General features: G+C 72.0%; 13 protein-coding genes. 1 reads left to right on the top strand and 12 read right to left on the bottom strand.

Annotation, left to right across the window (positions count from 1 at the left end):
• Nucleotides 1-123 precede the first annotated feature (123 nt).
• The 5 genes from cobC to cobM all read right to left on the bottom strand — a co-directional run bounded on the left by cobC (nt 124) and on the right by cobM (nt 6,024).
• Nucleotides 124-1,197: an Rv2231c family pyridoxal phosphate-dependent protein CobC gene (gene cobC / locus ABZ855_RS41655; RefSeq protein WP_360816947.1), complete on the bottom strand. Its 1,074-nt coding sequence runs from the start codon at nt 1,195-1,197 to the stop codon at nt 124-126.
• Nucleotides 1,187-2,125 (bottom strand): sirohydrochlorin chelatase, encoded by a 939-nt coding sequence (locus ABZ855_RS41660; protein WP_360816950.1) that lies wholly within the window; start codon nt 2,123-2,125, stop codon nt 1,187-1,189. The genes cobC and ABZ855_RS41660 overlap by 11 nt, the downstream gene beginning before the upstream one ends.
• A gap of 82 nt (nt 2,126-2,207) precedes the next feature.
• Nucleotides 2,208-3,917 carry a precorrin-3B C(17)-methyltransferase gene (cobJ, locus tag ABZ855_RS41665; protein ID WP_360816953.1) on the bottom strand — a complete coding sequence of 570 codons (1,710 nt, stop codon included), beginning with the start codon at nt 3,915-3,917 and terminating at the stop codon, nt 2,208-2,210.
• The gene (gene cbiE, locus ABZ855_RS41670; protein ID WP_360816955.1) at nt 3,914-5,188 is read right to left on the bottom strand and encodes a precorrin-6y C5,15-methyltransferase (decarboxylating) subunit CbiE; all 1,275 of its coding nucleotides are present in this window, start codon (nt 5,186-5,188) and stop codon (nt 3,914-3,916) included. The genes cobJ and cbiE overlap by 4 nt, the downstream gene beginning before the upstream one ends.
• Nucleotides 5,185-6,024, bottom strand: coding sequence for a precorrin-4 C(11)-methyltransferase (gene cobM, locus ABZ855_RS41675; RefSeq protein WP_360816958.1), 840 nt, complete (start codon nt 6,022-6,024; stop codon nt 5,185-5,187). The genes cbiE and cobM overlap by 4 nt, the downstream gene beginning before the upstream one ends.
• Before the next feature lie 98 nt (nt 6,025-6,122).
• Here cobM and ABZ855_RS41680 point away from each other — a divergent pair, with 98 nt between their 5' ends.
• A complete protein-coding gene (locus ABZ855_RS41680) occupies nt 6,123-6,872 on the top strand; it encodes a ZIP family metal transporter (protein ID WP_360816961.1) in 750 nt (249 codons plus the stop codon).
• A gap of 29 nt (nt 6,873-6,901) precedes the next feature.
• Here the strand turns inward: ABZ855_RS41680 and cobI are convergent, their stop codons facing one another.
• The 7 genes from cobI to ABZ855_RS41715 are packed head-to-tail and all read right to left on the bottom strand — an operon-like array spanning nt 6,902 to nt 17,899.
• Nucleotides 6,902-7,654, bottom strand: a complete 753-nt coding sequence (cobI, locus tag ABZ855_RS41685) for a precorrin-2 C(20)-methyltransferase (protein ID WP_360816964.1) — start codon at nt 7,652-7,654, stop codon at nt 6,902-6,904.
• Complete coding sequence (locus tag ABZ855_RS41690; protein ID WP_360816967.1) at nt 7,639-9,087, bottom strand: cobyrinate a,c-diamide synthase; 1,449 nt, start codon at nt 9,085-9,087, stop codon at nt 7,639-7,641. Before ABZ855_RS41690 ends, cobI begins: the two co-directional genes overlap by 16 nt.
• A complete protein-coding gene (cobO, locus tag ABZ855_RS41695; protein WP_319199764.1) occupies nt 9,081-9,680 on the bottom strand; it encodes a cob(I)yrinic acid a,c-diamide adenosyltransferase in 600 nt (199 codons plus the stop codon). Before cobO ends, ABZ855_RS41690 begins: the two co-directional genes overlap by 7 nt.
• Nucleotides 9,680-11,743 (bottom strand): putative cobaltochelatase, encoded by a 2,064-nt coding sequence (locus tag ABZ855_RS41700; RefSeq protein WP_360816971.1) that lies wholly within the window; start codon nt 11,741-11,743, stop codon nt 9,680-9,682. The genes cobO and ABZ855_RS41700 overlap by 1 nt, the downstream gene beginning before the upstream one ends.
• Nucleotides 11,740-15,411, bottom strand: coding sequence for a cobaltochelatase subunit CobN (gene cobN / locus ABZ855_RS41705; protein ID WP_360816974.1), 3,672 nt, complete (start codon nt 15,409-15,411; stop codon nt 11,740-11,742). The genes ABZ855_RS41700 and cobN overlap by 4 nt, the downstream gene beginning before the upstream one ends.
• Nucleotides 15,408-16,931 (bottom strand): cobyric acid synthase, encoded by a 1,524-nt coding sequence (locus ABZ855_RS41710; RefSeq protein WP_360816976.1) that lies wholly within the window; start codon nt 16,929-16,931, stop codon nt 15,408-15,410. The genes cobN and ABZ855_RS41710 overlap by 4 nt, the downstream gene beginning before the upstream one ends.
• Entirely contained in the window at nt 16,928-17,899 is a 972-nt protein-coding gene (locus ABZ855_RS41715) for a cobalamin biosynthesis protein (RefSeq protein ID WP_360816979.1), read from the bottom strand. The genes ABZ855_RS41710 and ABZ855_RS41715 overlap by 4 nt, the downstream gene beginning before the upstream one ends.
• Between the last annotated feature and the right edge of the window lie 85 nt (nt 17,900-17,984).

The following is a 17,984-nucleotide window of genomic DNA, read 5'->3' on the forward strand; positions in this document are numbered from 1 at the left end:
GCCCACACCCACAAACGCCGGACGGGCTGACTATCCAGCCCCTCCGGCGTTTGAGGAGCGGGGGTTCGGGGGCAGCGCCCCCGAGACGGATGGGACGGGTAGGGGCGGCGGGGGCGAAGAAAACTACCGCCCAGCCAACATCACAGCCCGATCGAACGCCTGCAAAAACCCGTTCACCGTCACCCGATCCCGCACAGCCACCCGCAACCACCCCTCCCCCAGCCCAGGAAACGTATCCCCCCGCCGCACCGCATACCCCAACCCCCGCAAATGCCCCCGAACAACCCCACCCCGCTCCACCCGCACCAACACGAACGGCCCCTCCGCCGCCCCCACCACCCGCACCCCGTCCGCCCCGAACTCCGCAAGCCCGGCAACAAGATGAGCCCGGTCCGCGGCGATCCGCCGCGCCGCCTCCTCCGCCTCCGCCAACGCCCGCCCGGACACGCACGCCTCGGCCGCCGCGAGCGCCGGCGTGGACACCGGCCACAACGGCTGCGCCCGCTCCAGCTCCCCGATCGTCTCCGGCGACGCCAGCACGTACCCGATGCGCAGCCCCGCCAGCCCCCACGTCTTCGTCAGACTCCGCAGCACCACAAGACCGGGCACGTCGGTACGCCCGGCCAGCGCCTCCCGCTCACCCGGCACCGCGTCCATGAACGCCTCGTCGACCACCAACGTCCGCCAGGGACGGGCGAGTTGGGCGACAAGGGCCGCCGGATGCAGGATCGACGTCGGGTTCGTCGGGTTGCCGATCACGACCAGGTCGGCCTCCTCGGGCACCAGCGCCGGGTCCAGCCGGAACCCGTCCTCGGCCCGCAGCAGCACCCGGTCCACACTGTGCCCGGCATCCCGCAGGGCGGCCTCCGGCTCGGTGAACTGGGGGTGCACGACCACCGGCCGGCGCACCTTCAGGGCGCGCGCCAGCAGCACGAAGGCCTCCGCGGCCCCGGCGGTGAGCAGCACCCGCTCCACGGGCACCCCGTGCCGGGCCGCGACCGCCGCCCGCGCTGCCCGCCCGTCGGGATACGCGGCGAGTTCGCCGAGCGAGCCGGCGATGTGCTCGCGGAGCCAGACCGGGGGAGTACCGGCCCGGACGTTCACCGCGAGGTCGACCAACTTGGCCCCGTCGTCACGTACTTCGGCGTCCCCGTGGTGCCGTAGATCGTGTCCGCCGGTGTCTTCGTCAGTGTGCATGGGAGTGCGAGTGCCCGTGTGAGTGATGTCCATGATGGTGACCATCGTGGTGGCCGTCGTCGTCCGGATGGAAGTGCGGCTGCTGAGGCAGTCCGACCTTGTCCTCGAAACCGGGCAGTGCGATCCGGTACACGCACGAGTCGCAGTTCATCCGCAGGTCCCCCTGCACGGCCTCCCGGTAGCGCTCCATCACCAGATCGAGCAACTCCGGCTCCGGACCGATGACCTCGGCGGACCGCACCTCGATCTCCGGGTGCGCGGCGGCCCAGCCCTCCGTCTGCTGTCGTACGCGGTCCGGCAGGATCCCGGTGAACAGGAAGTAGGGCAGGACCACGATCCGCCGCGCCCCCAGCTTCACGCACCGGTCGAGCCCCGTCGGCACGTCCGGCGCCGCGAGCGACACGAACGCCGTCTCCACACCGGCGTACCCGCGCCCCTCCCACAGCAGACGAGCCGCCTTGAGCACCTCCGCGTTGGCGTCCGGGTCGGTGGAGCCGCGCCCGACCAGCAGGACGGTCACGTCCGCCCGGTCTTCGGGCGTACGCTCCCCACCGCCCAGGGCCTCCTCCAGCCGCCGCTCCAGCACGGCCAGCAGCGCCGGGTGCGGGCCCAGCGGACGCCCGTACGTGTAGGAGATGCCCGGGTGCCGTTCCTTCTCGCGGGCCAGCGCCGCCGGGATGTCCCCCTTGGCGTGCCCGGCGGACACCAGCATCAGCGGAACGGCGGCGAACCGCCGTACGCCCCGCTCCACCAGCTCGGTCACGGCGTCGCCCAGCGGCGGCGGCGACAGCTCGATGAAGCCGCCCGCGACGGGCAGTTCGGGGTGGCGGCGCCCCAACTCCTGGACGAAGTCACGGAACGCCTCGGCCCCGGCCTCGTCCCGGGTGCCGTGGCCGGCGATGAGCAGGGCGGGCGGCGGGGTCGTCACGATGTCTCCTCGGACTGTGAAGTAAAGGGATAGGGAAGGGGGTTGAGCGAAAAGAAAGGCAGCCGAGCGGATCCGGTCGGGTTCATCGCGTCGTCTCCTGCCAGCGGTATCCGCGAGGTGTGACCATCCGGCCCGCGACGTTGCGGGTGGCGGTGTTGCCGACGGTCACGACCGTCATCATGTCGACCGTCGCCGCGTCGAGGTCGGCCAGCGTGGTGACGCGGCTGGACTCGTCGGGCCGCGACGCGTTGCGTACGACACCCACGGGCGTCGTCGGCTCCCGGTGCTCGCCGAGGATGGCCAGCGCCTTGGGCAGCTGCCAGTCACGGCCCCGGCTGCGCGGGTTGTAGAACGTCACGACGATGTCCGCCTCGGCCGCGGCCCGCACCCGCCGTTCGATGACCGGCCAGGGAGTGTGCAGGTCGGAGAGGCTGATGGAGACGTGGTCGTGGCCGAGCGGGGCGCCGAGGATCGCGCCTGCGGCGAGGGCCGCGGTGACGCCCGGGACGCCGATCACGTCGATGTCGTCGGACGCCTCGGCGAGCGCCGGCGACGCCATCGCGTACACGCCCGCGTCCCCGCTGCCGATCAGCGCGACCGCCTGCCCCTTCCGGGCCTCCGCCACCGCCGTCCGCGCCCGCTCCTCCTCGGCGCCGAGCCCCGACTCCAGGATCCGGGTACCGGGCCGCAGCAGATCACGGATCTGGTCGACGTACTGATCGAGCCCGACGACCACGGACGCCCGCCGCAACTCCGTCTCCGCGCGCGGCGTCAGCAGATCCCGCGCCCCGGGCCCGAGGCCCACGACCGCGAGCCGCCCACGCCCCGGCCGCCGTACGACGGCACAGGTCGCCATGGCAGGCGCCCCGTCCGCACGCTCGGACTTCCGCTTGGGCACGAGGAGTTCACCCCCGCCGACCAGCGCGGCGGCCTCCGCCACGGACGGTGTACCGACGGCGACGAGCGGCGCGTCGGAGGGATTGGGCACCTCGACGCCGGCCAACTCATCGGCGGAGTACGTCACCACGGGCACCCCGAGCCGCTCGGCGGCCCCGACGATCCCGGGCTCTGCCGCCTTCGCGTCGACGGTGGCCAGCGCGGCGACCGAGGCCGCCGAGAGCCCCGCGTCCGCCAACGCCCCCTGGACCAGGCCGAGTACCTCGTCGAGCGGAGCACCCTTGGAGGCGCCCACACCGACGACGAGCGACGGCGGCCGCAACACGACCACACCCGCACCGGCGCTGCCCGTCAACCGGTCGGTCACCCGGATCGTCGGCCCGCCGCCAGACACCGCACCCCCGACGTTGTCCGGCAGCGCGGGCAGCGGCCAGCTCGACTCCAGCTCCAGCGCGACGGGTTCACCGTCGAGCAGCGCCCGCGACACCCCCGCGACGTCCCCCTCCACGGGCAACCCGAGCGTGTCGAGACCCGGGACACCCACGGCGTCCGTCGCGGTGGTCACCACCGGCTCGGCACCCAGCAACGCCCCCACCGCACGGGCGAGTTCATTGGCCCCGCCACCATGTCCGCCCACCAGCGACACGGCGAACCGCCCGCCCTCGTCGACACACACCACACCGGGGTCGGACGCCTTGTCGGACAGCAACGGCGCGACCAGTCGTACGACCGCCCCCGTCGCCAGGAAGCACACGAGCTGCTCGCACTCGCCGAACGCGCGCCGGACGGCGTCGGCGACCGGCCCCTCGTACACACGCGTACGGTCGGGCCAGGCGGCGGCAAGCCGATCACGCGCCGCCGCGCCCGCCGCCGTCGCGGAAATCAGGCCGATCACAGAGCAACTCCTTTGCTGACAGGGTGTGTTGTGGGGCGCGTGCCCCACAGCAGGAAAACGGGGTTGGTCGCCGCGAGCCGGGTCACCTCACCCGGGAGCGGTGCGAGCCGGGACGACTGGAGCAGGACACCGTCGCAGTCGAGCCCGGCCCCGGTGAGCGCCTCGCGTACCGCCGGCACCCGGTCGAGGGCGGCCATCGCGACCACCACCGTCCGCCGGGCCCGCCGCGCACACGCGGCGACGATGCTGGGCAGCTCGCGCCCGCCTCCGCCGATGAACACGGCGTCGGGGTCGTCCAGTTCGGCTGCCCCGGGGAGGCCATCAGGAGCGACCCCCTCCACCACCCGGACATCAACGCCATGCGCGGCGGCGTTCGCCCGCACCCGCTCCGCCCCGTCCGCCGTCTTCTCGACGGCGACAACGGCGGCCCCGAGCCGCGCGCACTCCACGGCCACGGACCCGGAGCCCGCGCCGACGTCCCAGACCAGGTCACCGAGGCGCGGCCCGAGCCGGGCCAGCGCCAGGGCCCGCACCTCGAACTTGGTGATCATGGAGTCGCGGTGCGCGAACTCCCCTTCTCCCAGGGCCCATTGGCCAGGCCCGCCGAACCCTCCGGCGACCGTGACCGGGGCAGGCGCCAGCGCCCGCGCCTCGTCCAGACAGAGCACCACGCTCACCGCGTCACCCCAGTCCCGCGCCGCCGCCTCGGCAGGCGTGACCCGCTCCACTCGTTCGAGGTCCGGGTCACCCAGCGCCGAGGCGACGACAAGGACACGCGCCCCGGGCTCATCGGCCAGCGCGGCACCCAACTCGGCGGGCCCGGCCCCCGGCCCGGTCAGCACCGCCACCTTGGGCCGCGCCCGGCACACATTGACCGCCGTACGCAGCGCCCGCCCGTGCGCGCTGACGACCACCGCGTCGTCCCAGGTCAGCCCCAGCCGGGCGAACGCCGTCGCGACGGAGGACACCCCCGGCCGGACATCGAGCCCGCCGGCCCCGAACCGCTCGGCCAGCGCCCGCACGATCCCGAAGAACCCGGGATCACCAGACGCGAGCACGACAACAGGCAGCTTCTTCCCGACGTACTCCTCGACGGTGTCGAGCGCCGGAGCCAGCGCCCCGAGGACGATCCGCTCGGCGCCCTCCGCCACCGCCCCCGACACCGCGGCCAGATGCCGCCGGCCGCCCACGACCAGCGCGGCCCCGGCGACGACGGCCGCGGCGTCCGGAGCGAGCGGCGCCCCCGTCCCCGTACCGATGACGGTGATCACGTACTCGCCCCTCGCTCGCGCAGCGCCCGGCGGGCCGCCGGGTCGGCCTTGCGGAAGCCGTGGAAGTGGCCGGGGTGGTAGAGGTGCGAGCGGGTGCCGCTGGCGTCGAGGGCCGGGCCGACCAGGAACAAGGTGTGCTTCCACAGCTTGTGCTCCTTGACCGTCTCCTCGAGCGTCTCGATCGTGCACCGCACGACCAGTTCCTCCGGCCAGGTCGCCTGGTAGGCGATGACGACCGGGGTCGTGGTCGGATAGCCGCCCTCCAGCAGCTCCCGTACGAGCTGCCCGCTGCGCGCGGCGGACAGGAAGATCGCCATGGTCGTCCCGTGCCGCGCGAACTCCCGCACCTCCTCGCCCGGCGGCATCGGCGTCTTGCCGCCGCCCAGCCGGGTGAGGATCACGGACTGCGCGACCTCGGGGATGGTCAGCTCGCGCTGGGCGAGGGCGGCGACCGCGGAGAAGGAGGAGACACCGGGGACGATCTCGGTCTCGATCCCGATCTCCGCACACCGGTCGACCTGCTCCTGGGTCCCGCCCCAGAGCGCGGGATCGCCGGAGTGGATACGCGCCACGCGCAGCCCCTCGCGCACGGCACGCTCGTACACGGCGATGACGTCCTCGAGCGACATCGTCGCCGAGTCGAGGATCTCCGCCCCCTCGCGCGCGTGTTCGAGAACCGCCTCCTGGACGAGGCTGGCCGCCCAGATCACGATGTCCGCCTCGGCGATGGCACGGGCCGCGCGGAACGTCAGCAGATCGGCGGCGCCGGGGCCGGCACCGACGAACGTCACCTTGCCGGTGGTAGCGCCGGTCGAAATGTCGGCCGTGGGAGCCATGGGGCGAGATCCTCTCGTACGGAATGTAGAAAAAGTCAGTGATTGTACGGGTCGGTGTGGAGGTGCGCGAAGGCCTGTCGATCGGATAGCAAGAGCACATGGCGGTCTTCGTCGCGCTCGGCGCGTTCCTGATGACGCTGGCCGGCGGCTGGACGGCACTGCGTGTGACCGACCGCCGCCATCTCGTCCTGGGCCTGGCCGGCGGCCTGATGCTGGGCGTGGTCGGCCTCGACCTGCTGCCCGAGGCGCTGGACGCGGCGGGCGAGGAGGTGTTCGGCGTACCGGCGGCGCTGCTGCTGTTCGTCGCCGGATTTCTGCTGGCCCATCTGGTGGAACGTCTCCTCGCGGTACGGCAGGCCGCGCACGGCGCCACCACGGAGAGCGGGGAGCACGGACCGAACGGCGGCCGGACGCCCCAGGTGGGCCTGACGGCCGCCGCCGCCATGGTCGGCCACAGCGCGATGGACGGCGTCGCGATCGGCGCCGCCTTCCAGGTGGGCGGCGGCATGGGCCTCGCGGTCGCGCTCGCCGTGATCGCCCACGACTTCGCCGACGGCTTCAACACGTACACGATCACAAGCCTGTACGGAAACGCCCGCCGCAAAGCCGTGACCATGCTGTTCGCCGACGCGGCGGCACCGGTCGTCGGCGCGGCCTCGACCCTCCTCTTCACCATCCCCGAACAGGCACTCGGCGGCTACCTCGGCCTCTTCGCCGGCGTACTGCTCTACCTCGCCGCCGCCGAGATCCTCCCCGAGGCCCACCACGAACACCCCGCCCACTCGACAGTGCTGTGCACGATCGCGGGCGTGGCGTTCATCTGGCTGGTGGTCGGCATGTCGGGCTGAGCCCGAACGCGCGCCGTCGAGGCGGTGGTTCACAACTTGCCGCCCCGCCCGCCGTCGCGCGGCGCGGGCGCGATGAGCGTCGACAGATAGGGGAGCGCCGCACCGTCGAGTTCATCAGCCGGACGGATGGACTCCTCCGCCAGCCCCAGGGCCGACCCCCACACGGCATCGCCGATCCGCCCGCTCTCCCGCAACGCCTCGGCGACCTCCTGGGCCTGCCGCCCGAACTTGTACGCCACGACAGTGCCCGGCCCCTTGAGCGCCTCCTTGAGCACGGCGGCCCCCGCGGTCACCGGCACGAGCGTCAACGGCTCGGTCCCCTCGGTGAGCACGGCCCCCGACCGCGCCGCCAGATCCTGCATCGCGGTGATACCGGGCACGGTCTCGACCACGACCGACGGCACCAGCTCCCCGATCGTGTGGGCGAGATAGGTGAACGTCGAGTACACATTGGGATCACCGATGGTCGCGAAGGCGACGACGGAATGCGCCCCGAGCAACTCGGCGACCCGAGCATCGGCGGCATCCCAGGCAGCCTCACGCCGCCCACGATCGGACCGCTCGTTGAGCGCGAAAACAACCCGGACGATCTTCTCGGCGCCCACATAATGCAGCACCGTGGCCTCGGCCCGCCCCCGCTCACCCGTGTCCATCACCGGTACGACGACCACATCGGCGGCACGCAACGCGTTGACGCCCTTGACGGTCACCAGCTCCGGATCACCGGGCCCGACCCCCACCCCTACCAGCCTGCTGACGCTGCTGCTCATGACGCACGGCACCTCTCCACGAACCGACGGGCGACACCGGGCGCCGACGCCCAGTGCGTATGCAGATAACTCGCGTGCACACCACGCTGGACGAACCCCTCGACCCGCCGCGCAGGCACACGCACCCCCCAGGCGGGAGCCGCCCCCGCCGCCGGCTCGACGACGGTCCGATGAAACTCGTGCCCCCGCATCCGGGCCCCGGCCGCCGCGAGCGAACTGTCACTCACGGCCACGGCGTCCCGGTAACCCAGGGTGAGCCGATCGGTCATCCGGGCGTCGGTGTCGAGCACCCCGCACATGGGCAGCCCGTCCAACTCCCGGCACAGATAAAGCAACCCGGCACACTCGGCGGCAACCGGCGCACCACTTTCCGCCAAAGCGGCAACGGACTTCCGCAACGGCTCATTGGCGGACAACTCGGCAGAGAACACCTCAGGAAACCCACCCCCGATGACCACCCCCCGAGTCCCTTCCGGCAACTGCTCATCCCGAAGCGGATCAAACACAACAACCTCGGCCCCGGCGGCCCGCAACAACTCCACCTGCTCGGCATAGGAAAAGGTGAAGGCGGCTCCGCCGGCAAGAGCGACGGTGACGCCTTTTAGCCCGTCCGGCGTTTGAGGACGAGGCCCCTTCAGGGCCGTAGGGGGGTCTGGGGGCGCAGCCCCCAGTGATGGGACGGGTAGGGGCGGCGGGGGCGAGGAAACCAAAGCCGCACCCGCATCCCACCCCACACACGACAAGGCCCCCGCCCCCCGAGCCACCCCCAACACCGCGTCAAGATCACACCCCGCCGCAACCTGCGCAGCCATAGCCGCAACCGCAGCCACAGCCTCCCCCCGCCGCTCACCAACAGGCACCAACCCCAGATGCCGAGAAGGCACATCCACCTGCGAAACCCGCCGAAGCACCCCCAGCACAGGCACCCCCACAGACTCCAACGCCTCCCGCAGCATCTCCTCATGCCGATCCGACGCGACCTTGTTGAGGATCACGCCCCCCACCCGCACATCCGGATCCCACGACACGAACCCGTGCACGAGAGCCGCCACGGACCGGGACTGCGAAGACGCGTCCACCACCAGCACCACAGGCGCCCGCAGCAACTTGGCCACCTGAGCCGTCGACGCGAGCTCACCCTCGCCCGCGGCCCCGTCGTACAGCCCCATCACGCCCTCGACCACGGCAAGGTCACACCCCTGCGCCCCGTGCAGGAACAACGGCCCGACCAACTCGGGCCCGCACATGTACGCGTCGAGATTCCGCCCCACCCGCCCGGTGGCGAGCGCGTGATACCCGGGGTCGATGTAGTCCGGCCCGACCTTGTGCGCGGACACGGCGAGCCCCCGCGCGGCGAACGCGGCCATCAACCCCGTGGCGACGGTGGTCTTGCCGCTGCCCGAGGAGGGCGCGGCAATGACCAGCCGGGGCACCGATGTCACCACTCGATCCCCCGCTGCCCCTTCTGCCCGGCGTCCATCGGATGCTTGACCTTGGACATGTCGGTCACCAGATCCGCGAACTCGACCAGCTTCTCCGGCGCGTTACGCCCGGTGATCACCACATGCTGGGTCCCCGGCCGGTCCCGCAGCACCGACACGACCTCGTCGACGTCGACCCACCCCCAGTGCATGGGATAGGCGAACTCGTCCAGCACATACAGCTTGTACGTCTCGGCGGCGAGATCCCGCTTGACCTGCTCCCAGCCCTCCCGGGCCTTCTCCTCGTTGTCGAGCTGCGCGTCGCGCTGAACCCACGACCAGCCCTCACCCATCTTGTGCCAGTCGACGGACCCGCCCTCACCACTGGCCCCCAGCACCCGCAGCGCGTTCTCTTCCCCCACCTTCCACTTCGCCGACTTGACGAACTGGAACACCCCGATGGGCCACCCCTGGTTCCAGGCGCGCAGCGCGAGCCCGAAGGCGGCGGTGGACTTGCCCTTCCCGACCCCGGTATGGACGACGACAAGCGGCCGATTACGCCGCTGCCTGGTCGTCAGCCCGTCCTCCGGCACGACACTCGGCTGTCCCTGAGGCATTACGCGGCCCTCCTGTTGCTCTGCCTGCTGCTGTGCCTGTTGCTCTGCCTGTCACCCTGCACGTCCCGGACCAGCCCGGCGATCGAATCGGCCCGCAACTCGTCCAGCGTGACGGCGGTACCGCCCAGGTCACTGGCGAGCTGACCGGCCAACCCGAGCCGCACAGCCCCCGACTCACAGTCGACGACGACCGAGGCGACCTGCTCGGCCGCGAACAACCGGGCCGCCCGCGCGCCCAGCGCGACCGGCTCGGGCCCGCCAGTGGCCCGCCCGTCCGTCACCACCACGACAAGAGCCCGCCGCGCGGGATCCCGCAACCGCTCGACCCGCAGCACGTCATGCGCCTTGAGCAGCCCGGCCGCGAGCGGCGTACGGCCACCCGTCGGCAACGACTCCAGCCGGGCCGCAGCCGCGTCGACCGAAGACGTCGGCGGCAAGGCGACCTCAGCACCCGTGCCCCGGAAAGTAACGAGCCCCACCTTGTCCCGCCGCTGATACGCGTCGAGCAGCAACGACAGCACCGCCCCCTTGACGGCACTCATCCGCTGCCGGGCAGCCATCGACCCCGAGGCGTCGACGACGAACAGGACCAGATTCCCCTCACGCCCCTCCCGAGTGGCCTGCCGAAGATCGTCCCGCCGCACGACCAGCCCACGACCGACCCGCCCCCGCGCCCGCTGATGCGGCGCCGCGGCCTGCACGGTGGCCGCCAAGTGCAGCTTGGTGAGCGCCCCTTGGGGCCGCCGGGACCCCGTCGTCCGCCCCCGCTCGGTACGCGCCCGAGACCGCCGCCCGGCAGCGCCCTCGCCCACACCGGGCACACTCAGCACTTTGGTACGAAAGGGCTCACCGGCCCGCACGGCCTGCTGTTCCCCAGCACCCGCCCCCGAAGACTGCGGCTCCCCGCCTTCCCCGGCCTCGGGCTGCGCGGCGGAGTCACCCCCCTGCGGCCCACCGTCGGACTCCGGAGCAGGACCACCACCTCCACCGGGCCCGTCCGGCCCGGGATCAGGGTCGGGCTCAGGATCCTCGTCCCCGTCCCCAGACCCCTGCCCGCCGAACTCCTCCAACGTCTCGTCGAGCTTGTTCTCGTCAAGCCCGGGCGCATCGAAAGGCGATCGACGTCGGCGATGAGGCAGAGCAAGCAATGCGGCCTGCCGCACGTCCTCCGCGAGCACGTCGGTACGCCCATTCCAGGCGGCCAGCGCGACCGCCGTACGCGCCATCACGATGTCGGCGCGCATCCCGTCCACCTCGAAGGCGGCACAAGTGGCGGCGATCTGCCGGAGCGCCCCGTCGCCCAGCCGCACGGACGGCAACAGCTCCCGCGCGGCCACGATCCGGGCCCGTACGGCGGCCTCCTCGTCGGCCCAGCGAGCGGCGAACCCGGCGGGATCGTCGTCGTACGCGAGCCGCCGCCGCACGACCTCGACCCGCTGATCGGGCTCCCGCGAGGCCGCGACCTCGACGGTCAGCCCGAACCGGTCGAGCAACTGCGGCCGCAGCTCACCCTCTTCGGGATTCATGGTCCCGACCAGCAGGAACTTCGCCGCATGCCGTACGGAGACACCCTCGCGTTCGACGTAGGAGGCGCCCATGGCGGCGGCGTCCAGCAGCAGGTCGACGAGATGGTCATGAAGGAGATTGACCTCGTCGACGTACAGAATCCCGCGATGCGCATCGGCGAGCAGCCCGGGCTCGAACGCCTTCACGCCCTCCGCGAGCGCCCGCTCGATGTCAAGCGCCCCGACCAGCCGGTCCTCGGAGGCACCGACGGGCAGCTCGACCATCCGGGCGGCCCTGGACTCGTGGGCCCCCGCCTCGTGCGGCCCATCGGGACAGGCCGGATCGGGCGCCCCGGGATCACAAGAGAACCGGCACCCGGCGACGACATCGACCTCGGGCAACAGCACCGAAAGGGCGCGCACGGCAGTGGACTTGGCGGTGCCCTTCTCGCCGCGCACCAATACGCCACCCACCGCCGGCGACACCGCGTTCAGCAGCAGAGCGAGCCGCAGATCGTCCTGGCCGACGACGGCCGTGAACGGAAACGGGGTACTCACTTGTCGTCACCCTCCAGGTCGCCTTCGAGCTCCAGGTAGGTCGCGCGCAGCCGCTCGATCGTGTCGGCGTCGGGCTCGGCCCACAGTCCACGGTCGGCGGCCTCGAGCAGCCGTTCCGTGATCCCGCGCAACGCCCATGGGTTGGACGTCTTCATGAAGTCCCGGTTCTCGGCGTCGAAGACATACTCCGCGCTGAGCTTCTCGTACATCCAGTCGTCCACGACCCCCGCCGTCGCGTCGTACCCGAACAGGTAGTCCACCGTCGCGGCCATCTCGAACGCGCCCTTGTACCCGTGCCGTCGCATCGCCGCCATCCAGCGGGGATTGACCACCCGGGCCCGGAACACCCGGTGGGTCTCCTCGCCCAGGGTCCGGGTCTTCACCTGGTCGGGGGTCGCGGAGTCCCCGACGTACGCCTCGGGGCTCGCCCCCGTCAGGTGGCGCACCATCGCGACCATGCCGCCGTGATACTGGAAGTAGTCGTCGGCGTCGACAAGATCGTGCTCGCGCGTGTCGACATTTTTCGCCGCCACCGCGATCCGGCGGAACGCCGTCTCCATGTCCCCCCGGGCAGCCCGCCCATCAAGCCCGCGCCCATAGGCATAACCGCCCCACACGGCGTACACCTCAGCCAGATCAGCATCGGACCGCCAGTTCCGCGCGTCGATCAACGGCAGCAACCCAGCCCCATACGCCCCCGGCTTCGACCCGAAGATCCGAGCCGTGGCCCGGCGCCGATCCCCGTGCTCCGCCGCATCCGCGTCCACGTGCGCCCGTACGAAGTTGGACTCGGCCGGCTCGTCCAGTTCCGCGACCGCCCGTACCGCGTCGTCGATCAGCCCGACCACGTGCGGGAACGCGTCCCGGAAGAACCCGGAGATACGCACCGTGACGTCGATACGAGGCCGCCCCAGCTCGGCCACCGGCACCACCTCGAACCCGGTCACGCGGCGCGACGCGTCGTCCCACACGGGACGGCAGCCGAGCAGTGCCAGGATCTCGGCGATGTCGTCGCCCTGGGTCCGCATGGCCGACGTACCCCAGACCGTCAGGCCGACGGACGTCGGGTACTCGCCGTTGTCGGTGAGGTACCGCTGCACGAGCGAGTCGGCGAGCGCCTGCCCGACCTCCCAACTCAGCCTGGACGGAATGGCCTTGGGGTCGACGGAGTAGAAGTTGCGGCCGGTCGGCAGGACGTTGACGAGTCCGCGCGTGGGTGAGCCCGAGGGACCCGCCGGGACGTAACCGCCGTCAAGTGCCTTGAGGATGTGGTCGATCTCGTCCGTCGTACGGGCCAGCCGGGGCACCACCTCACGGCAGGCGAACTCCAACACCGCGACGGCGTCCGGGAGTTCGAGCCCCAGTACGTCCCGCACCAGAGCAGGGACAGCCGCGACCTCCCAGGCCCGCTCCTCCATGCCCTCCGCGAGCCGTCGGCACAGCTGCTCCAGCAGATCGATCGCGTCGGCGGCCGAACGCGCCGGCCCCTCGACGAGATCCGTCAGTTCGACGGGCAGCTTCACCGGTGCTCCCGGCTCGGCCAGCAACTCCTTCTCCACCAGCCCGTAATGAGCGGCGAGCGAAGCCCGCAGCCCCGGCAGGGCGTTCGCCTGTCCGCCCCACACCTGCGAGGCGCGCAGCACCGCCAGGACGAGGTTCACGCGCGGCTCGGCCTCCGGACCGCCACCGAGGATGTGCAGTCCGTCCCGGATCTGCACGTCCTTGATCTCGCACAGATAGCCGTCGATGTGCATGACGAACTCGTCGAACGCGTCGTCGTCCGGCTGGTCGTCGACATGCAGGTCATGATGCAGTTCGGCCGCCTTGACCAGCGTCCAGATCTGCGCGCGGACCGCCGGCGCCTTAGTCGGGTCCAGGTCGGAGACGAGCGCGTACTCGTCGAGGAGCTGCTCCAGTTTCGCCAGGTCGCCGTAGGTGTCCGCGCGTGCCATCGGCGGTACGAGATGGTCGACGACGGTGGCGTGGCCGCGCCGCTTGGCCTGGGTGCCCTCGCCGGGGTCGTTGACGATGAAGGGGTAGACGAGGGGGAGTTCACCGAGCACGGCGTCCGGCCCGCACCCGCGACTCAGCCCAAGTCCCTTGCCGGGCAGCCATTCCATGGTGCCGTGCTTGCCCATGTGGACCACGGCATCGGCGCCGAAGCCGCCTTGAGAAGGCACAGCCTCCAGCCAGCGGTAGGCCGCCATGTAGTGGTGCGAGGGCGGCATGTCCGGGTCGTGGTAGATCGCGATCGGGTTCTCGCCGAAGCCGCGCGGCGGCTGGATCATCACGACGACGTTCCCGAACTGGAGGGAGGCCAGCACGATGTCGTCCCCGTCGACGTACAGGGAGCCCGGCGGCTCGCCCCACGCCTCCAGCATCCCGTCGCGCAACTCGGCGTCCAGCTTGTCGAACCACGCCTGGTAGTCGGCGAGCGGCACCCGGGCGGGGGCGGCGGCCAACTGGTCCTCCGTCAGCCACTCCACGTCATGACCGCCGGCCTCGATGAGCCGGTGGATCAACTCGTCGCCGTTGTCGGGGTACCCCTCGACGACGTACCCGGCGTCGCGCAGCGCGTCCAGCACCCGTACCGCCGAGGCGGGCGTGTCCAGGCCCACCGCGTTGCCGACGCGCGAGTGCTTGGTCGGGTAGGCGGTGAAGACGAGCGCGAGCTTCTTCTCGGCGTTCGGCTTGTGCCTCAACCGGGCGTGCCGTACGGCGATTCCGGCGACGCGGGCGGCCCGCTCGGGGTCGGCGACGTAGACCGGTACGCCGCCCGGGCCGTCCTCCTTGAAGGAGAACGGCACGGTGATCAGCCGGCCGTCGAACTCGGGGATCGCGACCTGCATCGCCGCGTCCATGGGGGAGAGGGCGGCGTCGGAGCCGTCCCAGGCGGCCCTGGACGACGTAAGGCAAAGTCCTTGCAGCACAGGCACGTCGAGGTCGGCGAGCGCCCCGATGTCCCAGGCCTCCTCGTCGCCTCCGGCCGAGGCCTCGGAGGCGTGCGTACCGCCGGCGGCGAGCACGGTGGCGACCAGGGCATCGGCGCCGGCGAGCAGCTCGTACAGGCCCGCGTCGGCCCCGCGCAGTGAACCGCAGTACACGGGAAGGGCGTTGGCGCCCCGCGCCTCGATCGCGTCGCAGAGGGTGTCCACGAAACCGGTGTTGCCGCTGAGCTCATGGGCCCGGTAGAAGAGGACCCCGACCGTCGGACGGCCGCTCTCCCGCGCGTACGAGCCGTGGACCCCATACTCGGGCATCTTCTGCGGCTCGACGAAGCCCTCACCGGTCAGCAGCACGGTGTCGGACAGGAACCGCGCCATCTCCAGAAGGTTGGCGGGCCCGCCCTCGACGAGATACCGCAGCGCCTCCGCGACGACCCCGGCGGGCACGGACGACTCGGCCATCAACTCGGCGTCGGGCACGGTTTCCCCGCCCAGCAGCACGGTGGGCACACCGGACGTCTTCAGATAGGCGAGCCCGTCCTCCCAGGCCCGCTTCCCGCCCAGCAGCCGTACGACGGCGATGTCCGCGCCCTCGACGAGCGCGGGCAGCTCCTCCGTGACGTCCACCCGGGTCGGATTGCCGATCCGGTACGAGGCGCCGGAAGCGGCCCGGGCCGCCAGCAGGTCCGTGTCGGCGGTCGACAACAACAACACTGTGCTCATGCGGGCGCTCCCGGTGGAATGAATGGCAGTCCTTGCGGCGCGCCCGACTCGATGAGCCGCCAGAGCGCGTCGGTGTCCGCGTGCTGTTCGATGAGATCGCCGAGCAGGTCGAGCTGCTCCTCGCGCAGCGCGGCGAAGGAGGTGTCGGCGGCCGGTACGAAGCGGCGGCCCGCGGCGGCGGCCACCTCGCGCAGGAACGCCCGCCGGAACCCGTCGGACTCGAGCGAGCCGTGCCAGTGCGTGCCCCAGACGCTCCCGACCCGGCACCCGTCCAGGAAGGCCTCTCCTCCCGTGACTTCGGCGACCCCGTGATGGATCTCATACCCCTCGACCGTCTCGCCGAGGGCGGTGCCGACGGGCCGGGTGAGGGTCTTCTCCCGGGCGAACCGCACCCGGACGGGCAGGACCCCGAGTGCGTCGACCTGGCCCTGCCGGCTCTCGACGTCGTCCTCGATGTGCTCGCCGAGGATCTGGAAGCCGCCGCAGATGCCCAGTACGGGCCGTCCCTCGGCGGCCCGGCGTGTGATGGCGTCCGCGAGCCCGCGCTCCCGCAGCCAGGCCAGCGCCTTCACCGTCCCCCGGGTCCCCGGGACGATGACGAGGTCGGCGTCGGCGAGTTCCTCGGGCCGGTCCACGAACCGCACGACGACGCCGGGTTCGGCGGCGAGCGCGTCCACGTCGGTGAAGTTGGACATCAGCGGGACCGCGCACACGGCGACCCGCAGGACGTCCTCCCCGACCGGCGGGTACACGTTGGACTCCCGGACCGTGCCGCGCAGCGAGACGCGCAGTCCGTCCTCCTCGTCGATGCCGAGGCCGTGCCGGAAGGGCAGCACACCGTACGTCGGCCGTCCGGTGAGCCCGCGGAGCATGTCGAGCCCGGGTTCGAGCAGGGACACGTCTCCTCGGAACTTGTTCACGAGGAACCCGGCGACGAGGGCCTGGTCCTCGGGGGACAGCAGGGCGACCGTGCCGAAGAAGGAGGCGAAGACGCCGCCGCGGTCGATGTCGCCGACGACGAGCACCGGGAGCCGGGCGCGCCGAGCGATTCCCATGTTGACGATGTCGGTCCGCCTGAGGTTGATCTCAGCCGGGCTCCCGGCCCCCTCACAGATCACCGCGTCATACGTGCCCCGCAGTTCGGCGAGGCACTCCAGCACCGTCCTGAGAAGTCGCTGCTGGCGCCCTCCGTGGTAGCCGCGCGCGCTCATCTCCCCGACGGGCTTGCCCATGAGCACGACCTGACTGCTCTGGTCGCCGCCCGGCTTCAGCAGTACGGGGTTCATGAGCGCGCTGGGTTCCACGCGGCACGCCTGCGCCTGCATGGCCTGCGCCCGCCCGATCTCGGCACCCTCCCGCGTGACGAAGGAGTTGAGGGACATGTTCTGCGCCTTGAACGGCGCGACCTTGACCCCCTGTCGTACGAGCCACCGGCAGATCCCGGCGGTGACGACGCTCTTGCCTGCGTCGGAGGTGGTCCCGGCGACGAGCAGCCCGCCACCGACCGTGCCGCCGCTCATGAGACACGCCCCTTCGCGGCCGCGAGAACCCGCCCGGCGGCCCTGACGCCGGCCCGCCCGGCGACACCGACGCCGAGCGCGAGCAGACCGACGCGACGGGACAGCCGTACGGCCCGCTCGATGTCCTGAACCTCCACTGACCGCCCCTTCTGATTCAGCACAGGCCGATGCTCGACACGTCCGCCGTAGGACAGGGTCCCGCCGAGCCGCACACCCAGGGCGCCCGCGAAAGAGGCTTCCACGGGCCCGGCGTTGGGGCTCGGATGCTTCCCGGCGTCGTCCCGCCAGGCCCGTACGGCCCCGCGAGGATCACCGCCGGTGAGGGTGGCCAGTACGGCGGTGAGCCGCGCTCCCGGCCAGCCCGCCGCGTCGTCCAGCCGGGCGGAGGCCCACCCGTACCTGCGGTACCGGGCGGACTTGTGCCCGACCATGGCGTCAAGGGTGTTGACGGCCCGGAACCCGACCAGCCCGGGCACCCCTCCCATGGCGCCCCAGACCAGCGCGCCCACGACGGCGTCGGAGGTGTTCTCGGCGACGGACTCGACGACGGCCCGGGCGATCCCGTCGGCGTCGAGGGCCTGGGGATCCCGTCCGCAGAGATGGGGCAGCCGCTCCCGCGCCCCCTCGATGTCCCCGGTCTCCAGCGAACGCCCGATGGTCCGGGCCTCGCGCGCGAGCGAGGTCCCGCCGACGACGGCCCAGGTGGCGGCGGCGGTCAGCGCGACGGAAGCGGCAGCGGACGGACGTACGAGGCGAGTGGCCGCCGCGGAGAGGGCGACGGCGCCTCCCGCGCACACGGCGGTGTGCAGCGCGCCCCAGCCTCGGTGGTCCCGCCACAGCATTCGCTCGACGGCGCCGGCGGCCCGCCCGAACACGGCGACCGGATGCCCGCGGCGAGGGTCGCCCAGGATCAGATCACCGAGGAGTCCGGCGGTGGCGCCGTACGCGAAGACGCGATCGGCACGCACGGCTCAGCCGGCCGTGGAAGCGGGCAGCGATCCGGTGCTGTACCTCGAACGGCAGCCGAGCATGGCGATATGTCCTCACTCAGGG

The organism is Streptomyces sp. NPDC047042 (assembly GCF_040644035.1).
In the GTDB taxonomy this organism is placed as follows: Bacteria; Actinomycetota; Actinomycetes; order Streptomycetales; family Streptomycetaceae; genus Streptomyces.